The organism is Carbonicoccus niuqiaonis (genome assembly GCF_050157065.1).
In the GTDB taxonomy this organism is placed as follows: domain Bacteria; phylum Actinomycetota; class Actinomycetes; order Propionibacteriales; family Propionibacteriaceae; genus Avipropionibacterium.
This window is the reverse complement of the sequence record NZ_CP189573.1, coordinates 3,681,626-3,694,448: the sequence shown is the minus strand read 5'-3', so window position 1 is coordinate 3,694,448 and position 12,823 is coordinate 3,681,626. Positions and strand designations below refer to the sequence as shown.

At 69.3% G+C, this 12,823-nt stretch carries 11 protein-coding genes; 7 read left to right on the top strand and 4 right to left on the bottom strand.

Annotated elements, in window-relative coordinates:
• Positions 1-65 precede the first annotated feature (65 nt).
• On the top strand, positions 66-617 hold the full coding sequence (locus tag ACQBAU_RS16890; RefSeq protein ID WP_434551010.1) for a hemerythrin domain-containing protein: 552 nt from the start codon (positions 66-68) through the stop codon (positions 615-617).
• Between the two features lie 2 nt (positions 618-619).
• On the opposite strand, the gene ACQBAU_RS16885 is transcribed toward ACQBAU_RS16890, so the two are convergent.
• The 4 genes from ACQBAU_RS16885 to ACQBAU_RS16870 all read right to left on the bottom strand — a co-directional run bounded on the left by ACQBAU_RS16885 (position 620) and on the right by ACQBAU_RS16870 (position 6,027).
• Entirely contained in the window at positions 620-1,396 is a 777-nt protein-coding gene (locus ACQBAU_RS16885) for an SDR family oxidoreductase (protein ID WP_434551009.1), read from the bottom strand.
• A 451-nt stretch (positions 1,397-1,847) separates the two neighbouring features.
• Complete coding sequence (locus ACQBAU_RS16880; protein WP_465255512.1) at positions 1,848-4,109, bottom strand: (Fe-S)-binding protein; 2,262 nt, start codon at positions 4,107-4,109, stop codon at positions 1,848-1,850.
• Between the two features lie 131 nt (positions 4,110-4,240).
• On the bottom strand, positions 4,241-4,993 hold the full coding sequence (locus ACQBAU_RS16875) for a sulfite exporter TauE/SafE family protein (RefSeq protein WP_434551007.1): 753 nt from the start codon (positions 4,991-4,993) through the stop codon (positions 4,241-4,243).
• A 143-nt stretch (positions 4,994-5,136) separates the two neighbouring features.
• On the bottom strand, positions 5,137-6,027 hold the full coding sequence (locus ACQBAU_RS16870) for an RNase H family protein (RefSeq protein WP_434551006.1): 891 nt from the start codon (positions 6,025-6,027) through the stop codon (positions 5,137-5,139).
• 135 nt (positions 6,028-6,162) lie between these two features.
• Here ACQBAU_RS16870 and ACQBAU_RS16865 point away from each other — a divergent pair, with 135 nt between their 5' ends.
• From ACQBAU_RS16865 to ACQBAU_RS16840, 6 genes are all read left to right on the top strand, one after another.
• Positions 6,163-7,860, top strand: a complete 1,698-nt coding sequence (locus ACQBAU_RS16865) for an ABC transporter ATP-binding protein (RefSeq protein ID WP_465259406.1) — start codon at positions 6,163-6,165, stop codon at positions 7,858-7,860.
• Positions 7,857-8,501, top strand: a complete 645-nt coding sequence (locus ACQBAU_RS16860; RefSeq protein ID WP_465255514.1) for an ABC transporter permease — start codon at positions 7,857-7,859, stop codon at positions 8,499-8,501. Before ACQBAU_RS16865 ends, ACQBAU_RS16860 begins: the two co-directional genes overlap by 4 nt.
• Positions 8,498-9,208, top strand: a complete 711-nt coding sequence (locus ACQBAU_RS16855; RefSeq protein ID WP_465255515.1) for an ABC transporter permease — start codon at positions 8,498-8,500, stop codon at positions 9,206-9,208. The genes ACQBAU_RS16860 and ACQBAU_RS16855 overlap by 4 nt, the downstream gene beginning before the upstream one ends.
• 42 nt (positions 9,209-9,250) lie before the next feature.
• The gene (locus ACQBAU_RS16850; protein ID WP_434551002.1) at positions 9,251-10,198 is read left to right on the top strand and encodes an ABC transporter substrate-binding protein; all 948 of its coding nucleotides are present in this window, start codon (positions 9,251-9,253) and stop codon (positions 10,196-10,198) included.
• Between the two features lie 104 nt (positions 10,199-10,302).
• Positions 10,303-11,139 (top strand): alpha/beta fold hydrolase, encoded by an 837-nt coding sequence (locus ACQBAU_RS16845; RefSeq protein WP_465255516.1) that lies wholly within the window; start codon positions 10,303-10,305, stop codon positions 11,137-11,139.
• Positions 11,140-11,173: 34 nt separating this feature from the next.
• Positions 11,174-12,817 carry a bifunctional 3'-5' exonuclease/DNA polymerase gene (locus ACQBAU_RS16840; RefSeq protein ID WP_465255517.1) on the top strand — a complete coding sequence of 548 codons (1,644 nt, stop codon included), beginning with the start codon at positions 11,174-11,176 and terminating at the stop codon, positions 12,815-12,817.
• Positions 12,818-12,823: the final 6 nt, after the last annotated feature.

The following is a 12,823-nucleotide window of genomic DNA, read 5'->3' as shown; positions in this document are numbered from 1 at the left end:
TGCATCAGGGGTATGTCGATGATGATCCGGAAGCTCGTCCGGACATGATTGGTGAGGAGCGCGCCATGCCGCTGCCAGACGTTGTCGACTTGATCACCGCCGACCACCGTGAGGTCGAACGGCTCTTCGATGAGCTGAAGGCAAAGCCCGACCAGCGTGCCCTACTGCTGCCCGAGGTCTCGTCCCTGCTCATCGCGCACAGCCGTGCAGAAGAGGCGGATGTCTATCCCGTCGCACGAGAGGAGGCAGGGGAGAGCGACCAGGTCGCGCACAGTCAAGAAGAGCACGAACAGGCCGAGGCTCTCCTCGCAGCCCTGGGCAAACTTGATCCGTCAGCTGCCGAGTTCGACACCAAGCTCGAGGAGTTGATCAGTGCTGTGACGCACCATGTCGAGGAGGAAGAGGCCGAGGTTCTGCCGGGCATCCGTGAACGGCTCAATGAACATCGCCGAGCAGAGTTGGCGAAGGCGTTCGTGCGAACACGAACCGAACACCTCGGCGACCGCCCGGGCGGCGCGACACGTGAGGAGTTGCTCCAACGTGCTCAGAACCTCGGACTGAGCGGCGTGGCCAGCATGACCAAGGAGGAGTTGTCCCGAGCGATCGAACAGGACTGAGCTCAGCCCTGGAGCAGTGACTGTGCGCCATCGATCCAGACTTCGCTGCCGGACACGTGGCTCGCGGCATCGGATGCCAAGAAGGCGATCAGTTCGCCCACCTGCGCGGCCGATCCAGACTTGGTCCCGGTCAGCGGAATGTGGCCCTCCGGAAACTCGACGTCGATTGTGACGTCCTCGTTGTCGGCCTCGGTGTTGTCGCCGATCTCGGTCTCGATGGCGCCAGGGCAGACCACATTGACCCGGATCCTGTCCGGTCCGAGCTCCACCGCCAGCATCTTGGCCAGGGCCACCTGCCCGGCCTTGCTGCTGGAGTAGGCCGAGGCGCCGGAGTTGGAGAAGATCCGGGTGCCGTTGACCGAGGCAACCACGGTCACCGAGCCACCGTCGGTACGCAGATGGGGCACGGCGTGCTTGATCGTCAGGAAGGTGCCGGTCAGGTTGATGTCGATGGTCGATCGGAAGTCATCGGCGGTGAGGTCGTCAATCCCGGCCCAGCGTCCGTTGACCCCCGCATTGGCCACCACGATGTCGAGTCGCCCGAACTCATCGATGGTGCCTTGGTAGGCCGCGACCACCGAATCCTCGTCGCTGACGTCTGCGGTGACGGCCAACGCGCGCCCGCCCGCCCTGGTGATCTGGTCCACTGCTGCGTCCAACTCGTCGCGGGTCCGACCGGCGAGGGCCACGGCCACACCCTGTAGGGCGAGCTTCTCGGCCGCTCCCTGTCCGATGCCCGAGCCGCCACCGGTCACGAATGCCACTCTGTCTGGAGTCATGTCATCCCTGTTCCCCAACCACGACGGCTCAACCATCGAAGCCCCGGGCCTGTTTGCACCAGCGGCGTCGGGGTACTGCAGTGCCACAACTGAACACGAGCCTGTTCGAGGCGGCTGGCACAGAGACCGTCGACACCTCTGATCGCTGATTCGAACTGTCCGGCCCCGCGGCTAAGAAGCTGGTTGCTGCGGCCGATCCTCCTCAGGGTCTCGACCAGCCGTCCTGATCGGTCGAGCCTCTCTCGAGCATCGTCCGTCCAAGGGGACAAGACCTGGGCAGTTCGGCGAATGCAGACCAGCCACCCTCGACACGGGCAGCGGAGCGCCCTCCGGCCGACATGGCCGGTGGGCGCTACTGCTGTCGCAACCAGCACACCCCGGTTCCTGACTGGTCGGTGTGGTGATCGAGGTTTCGGGTGCCGTTCCCACGAGACGACTTCTGTGGCCGGACTCAGCCGCCGGTGGGCTCCGCAGCCTTGCCGCGTTCCACCCCGGCGAGCAGCAACTGCGCCACGTCGAGCACCTCGACCCGCTCCCCACGGCCGTCGCTCTGCGCTGCGGTCAGCCCGTCCGACAGCATCACCCGGCAGAAGGGGCAGCCGGTCGCGATCGCCCCACCCTGCTGGGGATCCGGGCCGCCGGTGGTCTCGATCACGGTCAACGCCTCGGCCGTGCGGTCGTTGTTGATCCGCGTGCCGATCGTCTCCTCCATCCACATCCGGGCACCGCCGGCCCCGCAGCAGAACGACTCCTGCCGGTTGCGGGGCATCTCGGCCACGGTGGCACCCGGGATCGCCCCGAGCAGTTCCCGCGGCGCCTCGTACACCTGGTTGTGGCGACCCAGGAAGCACGGGTCGTGGTACGTGATCGTGCGCCCCGCGACCTCGGCGGGCGGGGGTGCGGCCGGGGTGAGCCGACCGTCGCGGACGAGCCGGTTGAGCAGTTGGGTGTGGTGCACGACCTCGAGTTCGACACCGATCTGCGGGTACTCGTTCTTCAACGTGTTCAGGCAGTGAGCGCAGGTGGTGACGACCTTGGTCGCCTTCGCCTCGGTCAGCGTCTCGGCGTTCTCCGCGGCGAGCTGCTGGAAGACGAACTCGTTGCCCGCCCGCCGGGCCGGATCACCGGTACAGGTCTCCCCGTTGCCGAGTACCGCGAACGACACCTCGGCGGTGTGCAGCAACGTCGCCACGGCCTGGGTGGTCTTGATCGCACGGTCCTCGTACGCCCCTGCACAACCGACCCAGAACAGGTACTCGACCTCCGACAGGTCCTCCAGGTCCTTGCCGACCACCGGGACGTCGAAGTCAAGCGGCTTGGCCCACTCCATCCGCTTGCGGGCGTTCATGTTCCACGGATTGCCCTTCGACTCCAGGCCCTTGAACAACCCGTTCAGCTCGCTCGGGAACTCCGACTCCATCAGCACCTGGTGACGTCGCAGGTCGACGATGTGGTCGATGTGCTCGATGTCGACCGGGCACTGCTGGACACACGCACCACAGTTGGTGCACGACCACAACACGTCCGGGTCGATCACCGCGAGCCGGCCGTCGCTCCCGATGCCGATCGGGTTGCCGTGCGCCTGGGCCACCGCGGCGGCCCGGGGGTCGTCGCCGGTCGGCCCGACCAGCGGTCGCGCGGCCTCTGCCCGTACGGCTTCGGGCAGCCCGTCGCGCGCCTCCTCGGCCGCCGCGAGCCACGGCGCCTTCGCGTACGCGTGCTCGCGCAGCCCCATGATCAACAGCTTCGGGCTGAGCGGCTTGTCGGTGTGCCAGGCCGGGCACTGGCTCTGACAGCGTCCGCACTCGGTGCAGCTGGTGAAGTCGAGGAGCCCCTTCCAGGTGAAGTCCTCCACCGCCGCCACGCCGAGGGGGGTGTCCTCGTCGATGTCGTCCAGGGCCTCGAAGTCGAGCGGCTTGCCACCGTCGTTGATCGGCTGCAGCTCGCCGAGCGCCGGCTTGCCCGAGCTGTCCCGGGAGAACCAGATGTTGGGCCACGCGGTGAACCGGTGCCACGCCACACCCATCGTCAGGTTGAGCCCGATCACGCCGAACCACACCATCGAGATGACGATCTTGAGCGCAGCGACCCACACGATCGCGGTCTCCAGGACGGCCGGGTCGGCACCGGCGGGCAGCAACCACCAGGTGAGCGGGAAGTGCAACCATCGTTCACTCTGGGTGCCGGCCATCAGCCCGGACTCCAACGCCCGCAGCACGATGACGCACGCCATGATGCCCAGGATGGTGAACTCGATGTAGCGCGCCTGCCACGTCCGGGACCCGAAGAAACGGGACGAGCTGAGCCGGGCCCCCAGCACCGACCGCAGCACGATCAGCCCGATGATCGACACCAGTCCGACCCAGGCGATCAGTTCGGTGAGCCATTCGTACGGTGGCAGGTGCCCGATCAGCGGCAACGCGAAGCGGGGGTTGAACAGTTGCCCGTACGCGGTGACCAGGGTGAAGAACAAGAAGCCGAACCCGATCATCACGAACCAGTGCATGACGCCGACCTTCGTCAGCTGCAACATCTTCGTGTGGCCGAGGGTCTCGGTGAGCATCCGCTTCCACCGTTGCGCGGGCTCGTCACTGCGGCCGAGCGTCGGACCGCCGAGCTTGACGACACCCACGATGGCCATCACCGCGCGGACGAAGAGGAACACCCCGGCGGCCGAGGTGGCCAGGGCGACCACGATGGCGATCCACGTCATGACGGCTCCTCACGTTGCGGTGGCCGACCGGTACGCCACGGGACCGGTCGCTGCTCACCCTAGTGGTTGGGCACCGATATTACTGGTGAGTAACCTCGGCGTCGAGCCGTGGACCCGAGGGTGGCGTCGGATCAGCTGATCAGCACCGCCACGGCGGCGACCACGGACCCGGCCAGGATCGCCCGGGTGAACCACGTCTCGTTGAGGCGCTTCACCACGGATCGGCCGATCAGTCCGCCGACGATCACCGCGGGGGCGAGCATCAGGGTCAGCAGCAACGTGGCGGGCGGCATCAGCCCGATCCCGGCGCTGAACGGCACCTTGATCAGGTTGCCGATCATGTAGAACCAGGCTGCCGTACCGAGGAAACGCTTCTTGTCGATCCCGGTGCTGACCAGGTACAAGGTGGTGATCGGACCGGCGGCGTTCGCGGTCATGGTGGCCACGCCGGCAGCACCACCGGTGAGCCACGACACCACCGGGTGGTGGTGCTTCTCGACCGGTTGGGTGCCGCGGTTGCGCCAGCTGACGATGAGTTGCAGGGCCACCATGACGAGGATCAGCACGCCGATCCAGATCCGCAGCGTGTCGTTGTTGATGAGGGTTAGGATGATCGTGCCGAGAATGATGCCGGGGAGCATGGCCGGCAGCAGGTGCCGCAGCAGTTTCCAGTTGGCGTCCCGTCGGTACATGAGCAGCGCCATCGTGTCGGCAATGATCAGCAGGATCAGCACGACGCCGGTCGACTCCTTGGTGGGGAGCTGGGTGGCGAAGATCGCAGCGGCGATGGTCCCGAGCCCGGCCACGGCCGTCTTCGAGAACCCGATGATGAGGCCGGCGAACACGACGAGCACGAGGGACATTCCGGCGAGTTCGTACGGCACCGGCTGACCATACGTCCACCGGGCAACCGGCGTACGTCGGTCCCCATGCTGGGCCGGCTCGGGCCGGAGGCCCGCCGGATTCCGCAAAGTGACCGGTCGGCGGGGTGGGGGAGGGCGGGGTCAGGCGGGGCGGCGGGCCCGGATCAGGATTCAGCGGTCGCTTGGTGGAAGATCTGCCGGTAGGCGTTGCCGCGGCGGGCCCACAGCGAGGTCCGCAGCGTCGAGGGCCCGTCCTGCGGAACGGCGCGCCACAACAGCAGCACCTGCTCGTCGGCCGGTCGACTCGTGGACACCACCTCCAGCGCGACGGGTCCACGCAGCGGGCCGATCTCGGCGAGCAACTCCTCCCGCGACCACAGTCGCCCCGACGCGCCGACCTCGTACCAGTCCGGGGCCAACAGTGCAGCCACCGCCGACGGGTCGGCCCGGCACGCGTCGGTCAGCAGCTCACGCTCCAGCGCGACGACCGTCTCCTCCGGCGTCACCGGCTCGCCGACCAGGTCGAACGCGCTGAACAGGTCGTCGGCCTGCTCGACCTGACCGGGCCGCACATCGGGGTGGTCGGTCGACGACCCGTCCCAGCCCGGCCCCGGGTCGGGTTCGCGACCGGACTGGTAGGCGGTCGCCGCGGCCCGGGCCCGCTCGTCGGCGGCCTCGTTGAGCGGGTGCCCGGCGTGCCCCTTCACCCATTCGAAGGTCACCTTCCGGCCGGTCAGGGCCCTGTCAAGCGCCTTCATCAGTTCGACGTTCATCACGGGCTTGCCGTCGCCCTTGCGCCACCCCTTCCGCTTCCATCCCGGCAGCCACTTGGTCAGCGAGTTGATGACGTACTGGCTGTCGCACAACACCTGCAGCGGTTCGTCGAGGTGCGCGGTCTGCTGCAGCAGGTCGAGGACGGCCATCAGCTCGCCCATGTTGTTGGTGCCGTTGGCCCACCCGCCCGAGGCCCAGCGCTCCTCGTCCACGAACCAGGCCCAACCGGCCGGGCCGGGGTTGCCGAGGGCGGATCCGTCTGCTGCTGCGATGATCGTCACCCCCCGATTCTCACAGCCCGCGTGGGCTGCGATGTCGCGCCCCGGCCGTCGGGAGGCGGGTCGTACCGGGCAGTTGGAGCCGGTTCTCGGTAAGGTCGACCCGCCCACGTTTCCGAGACACCGAGTAGGTGACCTGTGGTCGAGCCCGATGCCGCCTTCAGTCTGGAGTCGGTGACCAAGACCTACGGCGACCACACGACGGCCGTCGACGACCTGAGCCTCGACATCCCACAGGGACGCGTCACCGTGTTCGTGGGCCCGTCGGGCTGCGGCAAGACGACCACGCTGCGGATGCTGAACCGGATGGTCGAGCCGACCAGCGGGACGATCAACTTCCTGGGCGAACCGCTCAAGCGGCTCCGCCGGACCACGCTGCGCCGCCGCCTGGGGTACGTCATCCAGTCCGGTGGGCTGTTCCCGCACCGTACCGTCGCGGAGAACATCGGCACCGTGCCGGGACTGTTGGGTTGGGGACGGGCGAAGACCCGCCGCCGCGTCGGTGAACTCCTGGTCGACGTCGGGCTCGACACCAAGCTCGCCGGTCGCTACCCGGCCCAGCTGTCCGGCGGCCAGCAACAGCGCGTCGGCGTGGCCCGGGCGCTGGCCGGCGACCCGGAGGTGCTGCTGATGGACGAACCGTTCTCGGCGGTCGACCCGGTGGTCCGCAACGAACTGCAGGACCTCGTGCTCCGGCTCCAGTCCGAACTCGCCAAGACGGTGGTGCTGATCACCCATGACGTCGACGAGGCGGTGAAGCTCGGCGACCAGGTGGCGATCATGGGCGTCGGTGGTCGGCTGGCCCAGTTCGCCGCGCCGGAGGAGATCCTCAACGATCCGGCCAACGACTTCGTGTCGGGCTTCGTGGGTCGTGACCGGGGTTGGCGCTCACTGTCGTTCCACCCCGCCGACGGGCTCCCGGTCGAACGGGTCCGTGCGGTACGGACCCCCTCCGCGGTCCCGCGGGGTGGGCACGCCCTGGTGTTGGACGGTGGCGCCCACCCGATCGGCTGGGTCACCCCCGAACGGCCCGGTCGTACGGTGTCGCTGGGCTCCACGTTCATCCCGACCAGCGACTCGCTGCGCGTCGCCCTCGACGCCGCCCTCGCCTCCCCGGTCGGATTCGCGGTCGCGGTGGAGGAGGAGACCGGCCGGTTCACCGGTGCGGTCTCGCTCGAGTCGATCATGCGGCAGGCCGCCGAGCTGCGCCGTACGGTCTCGATCGACTTCCTCGACGCCCGGGAGGCCGAGGAAAGGCGCCGGGCCGCCGAAGCTCGTCGGGAGGCGGCCGAACGCGCGCGCCGGCAGGAGGCCGAACGGGCCAGGGTGCTGGCGGAGATGGCCGACGCCGACGGGACGCGTTCCCGTACGGGGAAGGCTCCGCTCGCCGATCCGCCCGAGCCGACCCGGTCCACCCAACCCGCTGCTGAGCCCACGACGGAGGCCACGTACGAGCCCGCGACCGGGTCCGTGCCCCAGTCCGCGGTGACGCCGGGCGACGGGGCGCCGGTCGCGGCCGCGGTGTCCGCCGCGAGCCCGGACCGGACACCTGACCGTACGGCTGAACCGGCAGCCGAGCAGGTGGCCGACGAGCCGCCGCCGGCCGCGGCCGACTCTGAGCCGGCGCGGGTCGGCAGCGGGTACGACGAGGAGGGCTTCTTCGAGTCGATCTTCGAGGCCGCGGAGGAGAGGGAGTCCGACGCCGCCGTGGAGCGTGCGGCCCGCGACGACGAGTTCTTCTACGACCAGGAGACCGATCCCGAACTGGGGCTGGGGCCGCAGACCCCTGACCCGAAGGCGACCGACCCCTCCGACGAGTCGGGTGACCGACCGTGACCTGGGTGATCGACAACATCGCCATGATCGGTGAGCTGACCCTGCAGCACCTGGTGCTGTCGTTGGTGCCGGTGGCCCTCGCACTGTTGGTCTCGCTCGTCCTGGGCTACCTGATCCACCTCACCGGTCGGGCCGCCTCGCCGGTCCTCGCGGTCAGTTCGGTGGTGTACGCGATCCCGTCGATCGCCCTGTTCGTGGGGTTGCCGGTGATCCTCGGCACCCGGATCCTCGACCCGATCAACATCATCGTGGCGCTGACGATCTACTCGGTCGCGTTGCTCAACCGCAGTGTGGTCGACGGGCTGCGCGCCGTCCCGGCCGAGGTGAACCAAGCCGCGACAGCGATGGGGTACGGCCGGGTGCGGCGACTGTTCGGGGTCGAGCTGCCGCTGGCGATGCCGGTGGTGTTGTCCGGCCTGCGGGTGGTCACCGTCGCCAACATCGCCATGGTCACCGTCGGGGCGGTCATCGGCATGGGGGCGCTGGGTGAGTTGTTCAACATCGGCTTCGGTTCCGGCTTCCTCACCCCGATCATCGTCGGCATCGTCGCGGTGATGGTGCTGGCCCTGCTGGCCGACGGCGGGATCCTGCTGCTGCAGCGGGCGCTCTTCCGTTGGGCCACCAAGGAGCGGGCGGCATGAACCTCTGGTCCTTCCTGCAGGACCCGGCCAGCTGGGTCGGGCCGGACGGCATCGGCGCCCGGATCGTCGAGCACCTCGTCTACACCGGACTGTCGCTGCTGATCGCCACCGCGGTGTCGGTCGTCCTCGGTGTCATCGTGGGTCACTTCCGGGCCGGCAACCTGCTCGTCGTCGGCACCAGCAACGCCGCCCGCGCCATCCCGACCCTCGGCCTGGTGGTGCTGGTCGTCACCCTGCTCGGCACCGGCATCACCCCGGTCGTGCTGGCGCTCACCGTGCTCGCGATCCCGCCCATCCTCAACGCGACCTCGACCGGGGTCCGCGAGGCCGACCCGGGTGCGGTGCACGCCGCCCGCGCGCTCGGCATGACGACCTGGCAGGTGATCTGGCGGGTGGAGCTGCCGCTGGCGACACCGCTGATCGTCTCGGGCATCCGCAGTGCCACCCTGCAGGTGGTCTCGACCGCGACCGTGGCGGCCCTGGCCGCCTCCGGTGGGCTCGGTCGGCTGGTCGTCGACGGGCAACGGCTCGGCGCGTCCGGATACCCCGAGATGTTCGCCGGGGCGGTCCTGGTGGCCGCCCTCGCGATTGTGCTCGACGTCGCGCTGGGTAGCGTGGTGTGGGGACTCCGGCGGCGCCGCAGCCGGATCGGCCGTACCGCTGCCGAGCTCGACAGCGCACCTGCCGCCGAGACCACCCCCGCCTGACGCGCCGACACCCGGCACGTCGAACCGAACGGAGCACCGATCATGGACCGCCGTACCTTCGGACTCAGCCTGGCCGCGCTGGGCGTCGCCGCGACCGCGACGGCGTGTGGGCAGCCCACCAACCCGATGGAGGGAGGTGGCAGCCCGGGCACCGGGACGGAGTCCGGGTCCGGTTCGGGCGGCGCGGTCGAGGAGATCGTCGTCGGCTCGGCCGGTTTCACCGAGTCGGTCGTGCTCGCCGAGCTGTACGCGCAGTCGTTGCAGGCTGCGGGGCTGACGGTGAGCACCAAGCACCGGATCGGCTCCCGCGAGGTCTACCTGACCGCACTGCGCGACGGCTCCATCCACGCCGTCCCCGAGTACACCGGCAACCTGCTGCAGTTCCTCGACGAGGGCAACCCCGCACAGACGGCCGAGGACATCGAGGCCGCGCTGCAGGAGGCCGTCGGCGACGAGATCGCGGTGTTGAGCCCGTCGGAGGCCACCGACCAGGACGTGTACGTGGTCACCCAGATGACGGCCGAGACCCAGGGCATCGCCTCGCTCGCCGACCTGAAGAAGATCGCCGCCGACTCGATCCTCGGTGGTCCCGCGGAGTTGCAGGAACGGCCGTACGGCCCGCCCGGGCTGGAGGCGATCTACGGCGCGGTGTTCAAGGAGTTCCGCACCTACGACACTCCGGCGATCAAGGTGAAGGACCTCAACGACGGCAAGATCCAGGTCGCCACCTTCTTCACCACCGAGGCCGCGATCATCGACAACGACTACGTGATGCTGGAGGATCCGCAGCTGATGATCCTGCCGCAGAACGTGATCCCGTTGGTGGCCACCGCGGTCGCCGACAACACCGAGGCGGTCGCCGCCTTCGACGCGGTGCAGCAGGTGCTCACCACCGCCGACCTGACCGCGCTGAACAAGTCGGTCGACGTCGACCACAAGAGCCCCGAGGACGTTGCCAAGGAGTACCTGACCAGCAAGGGCCTCGTCTGACCCCGGGCGTCGGGGCCCACGGGCCCACCGGAGATGGAGGCGACTAGAGTCGGTGGTGTCCGTACGAGAAGCTGTCGCAGGTCTCTACCCACCGGGAGTTGATCATGGCCGAGGCGCCCGCCCACTCCGGGCTGTTGAACACGCTCGCACTGCACGTCGACGATCCGGGAGGGTCCGGCCGACCGGTGGTGCTGATCCACGGTTGGCCGATGTCGGGTCAGGCGTGGGCACTGCAGGTGCCGGCGCTGACCGATGCCGGGCTGCGTCCGATCACCTACGACCGGCGCGGCTTCGGCCGCAGTGGCACCGACTTCGACGCGTACGACTACGACACCCTCGCCGACGACCTGGCCGCTGTGCTCACCGAGCTCAACCTGACCGACGTCACCCTGGTCGGCTTCTCGATGGGCGGCGGTGAGGTGGCCAGGTACATGGCTCGCCACGGCACCGAACGGCTGGCGAGCGTCGTCTTCGCCGCTGCCGTGCCGCCGTACCTGCTGCACGGGGACGACAACCCCGACGGACCGCTGCCCCCGGAGGCTGCCGAAGGCAGCGCCGCTGCGCTGACCGAGGACCGGGAGCTCTTCTTCGACGGGTTCACCAAGGCGTTCTTCACCGCGGGGGGCGAGCTCGCCGTCACCGACAGCCAGCGTCAGGAGGCCCTGGCGTTGTGCCGGGAGTCCGACGAGCAGGCGGCGTTGGCCTGTCAGCACGCCTTCAGCACCACCGACTTCCGCGACGACCTGACCAAGATCGACGTGCCGACCCTGATCATCCACGGTGACGCCGACCAGATCGTGCCCTTCGAGGGTTCGGGCAAGCGGACGCACGAGGCCGTCACCGGGAGCCGGGTCGTGCTGATCAGCGGTGGCCCCCACGGGCTGAACGTCAGCCACCACCGGGAGTTCAACGAGGCACTGGTCGACTTCTGCCGCAGCTGAGCCAGATCGACACCGAGTCGCTAGGGTCGGTGGCGTGGATGTGGTCGTGGCGCCCGGGACCGACCACGTCAACCTGCTCCGGGACGACGAACCGATGACGCTGCCGACGGCCGAGCTGCCCGGCTGGGTCGCCGACCAGCCCGCCGACACCCGCTGGGTCTGGGCCGACTCGTCCCAGAGCTATCCCGCGCTGCTGCGCGCCGGAGTCCGGGTCGATCGAGCCGTCGACCTGCGGTTGGTGCACCAGATCCTGCGCCGGGCCCATGGCGCTGCGGGACTGCCGATCGCGCTGGCCGAGTCCTCGGCCTGGGACGCGCCGGCCGAAGCGCCACTCGCCGACACCGGCCCGACCCTGTTCGACAGTGCCGTCACCGGGCCGGGCATCGCCGAGGTGCTCGCCGAGCACCGGGCCCAGCAGGACACCCTGGCGGCGGTGACCAGGGCCGACGGCGGTCGGTTGCGGCTGCTCTGCCATGCCGAGTCGATCGGTGGCCTGATCGCCCAGGAGCTCAACCAGGTCGGGGTTCCGTTCGACGTCGAGCACCATGATCGACAACTCCGGACCCTGTTGGGTGAGCCGGATCCGTGGGGTGGGCGGCCGGTGCTGATGGAACGCCTCGTCGGCCGGATCCGGGCAGCCCTCGACGCCCGCGATCTCAACCCCGACTCGGCGGTCGAGCTGCTCAAGGCGCTGCGTCGGGCCGGGCTGCAGGTCAGCTCGACCCGACAGTGGGAGTTGGAGCAACTCGATCATCCGGTCGTGGAACCCCTGCTGGCGTACAAGAAGTTGGCCCGGCTGCACAGTGCCAACGGCTGGGCCTGGCTTGCCAGCTGGGTGCGTGAGGGCAGGTTCCGTTCCGACTGGGTGGCCGGTGGTGTGGTCACCGGTCGGTGGGCCAGCCGGGGCGGGGGTGCCCTGCAGTTGCCCCGACAGATCAGGGGTGCCGTCCGGGCCGAGCCGGGCTGGACGTTGGTGGTCGCCGACGCCGCCCAACTGGAACCGCGGGTGTTGGCCGCGATGGCAGCCGACGAGCAGATGGCCGCCGCGTGCCAGGGCGCCGACCTCTACCAAGGCCTCGTCGACCAGGGCGTGATCGACACCCGCGAGCACGCCAAGATCGCTGTGCTGGCGGCGATGTACGGCTCCACCAGCGGAGAGGCGGGCGCGCTGCTGCCGCGACTGGCGCGAGCCTATCCGAAGGCGATGGGGGTGGTCGAAGGTGCCGCCCGGGCGGGGGAGCGTGGCGAACAGGTGACCACGTGGCTCGGTCGCACCTCTCCGGCACCCCATGACGGTTGGCAGGAGGCCCAGGCGGGGGCCCAACAGCCCGACGCCGGTGTCGAAGCCGAGCGGTGGGCTCGTCGCGCCAGCCGCGACTGGGGCAGGTTCACCCGCAACTTCGTGGTCCAGGGGACCGCCGCGGAGTGGGCGCTGTGCTGGTTGGGCCACCTGCGACGTGCGCTGACGAGCATCCGGTCGGCCGACGGGACTCGGCCCGAACTCGTCTACTTCCTGCACGACGAGGTGATGGTGCACGCCCCCGTCGACTGTGCCGAAGCCGTTGCCGACGCGGTTCGGGAGGCCGCCCATCGGGCCGGTGCGCTGCTGTTCGGGTGTTTCGGGGTCGAGTTCGCGCTCAACGTGGCCGTGGTCGACTCGTACGACCAGGCGAAATGATCAGGC

Coding starts and splice junctions, on each gene's coding strand:
- ACQBAU_RS16880 (WP_465255512.1), bottom strand. CDS start 4,109: ATGACGTGGATCGCCATCGTGGTCGCCCTGGCCACCTCGGCCGCCGGG.
- ACQBAU_RS16855 (WP_465255515.1), top strand. CDS start 8,498: ATGAACCTCTGGTCCTTCCTGCAGGACCCGGCCAGCTGGGTCGGGCCG.
- ACQBAU_RS16845 (WP_465255516.1), top strand. CDS start 10,303: ATGGCCGAGGCGCCCGCCCACTCCGGGCTGTTGAACACGCTCGCACTG.
- ACQBAU_RS16890 (WP_434551010.1), top strand. CDS start 66: ATGCCGCTGCCAGACGTTGTCGACTTGATCACCGCCGACCACCGTGAG.
- ACQBAU_RS16850 (WP_434551002.1), top strand. CDS start 9,251: ATGGACCGCCGTACCTTCGGACTCAGCCTGGCCGCGCTGGGCGTCGCC.
- ACQBAU_RS16885 (WP_434551009.1), bottom strand. CDS start 1,396: ATGACTCCAGACAGAGTGGCATTCGTGACCGGTGGCGGCTCGGGCATC.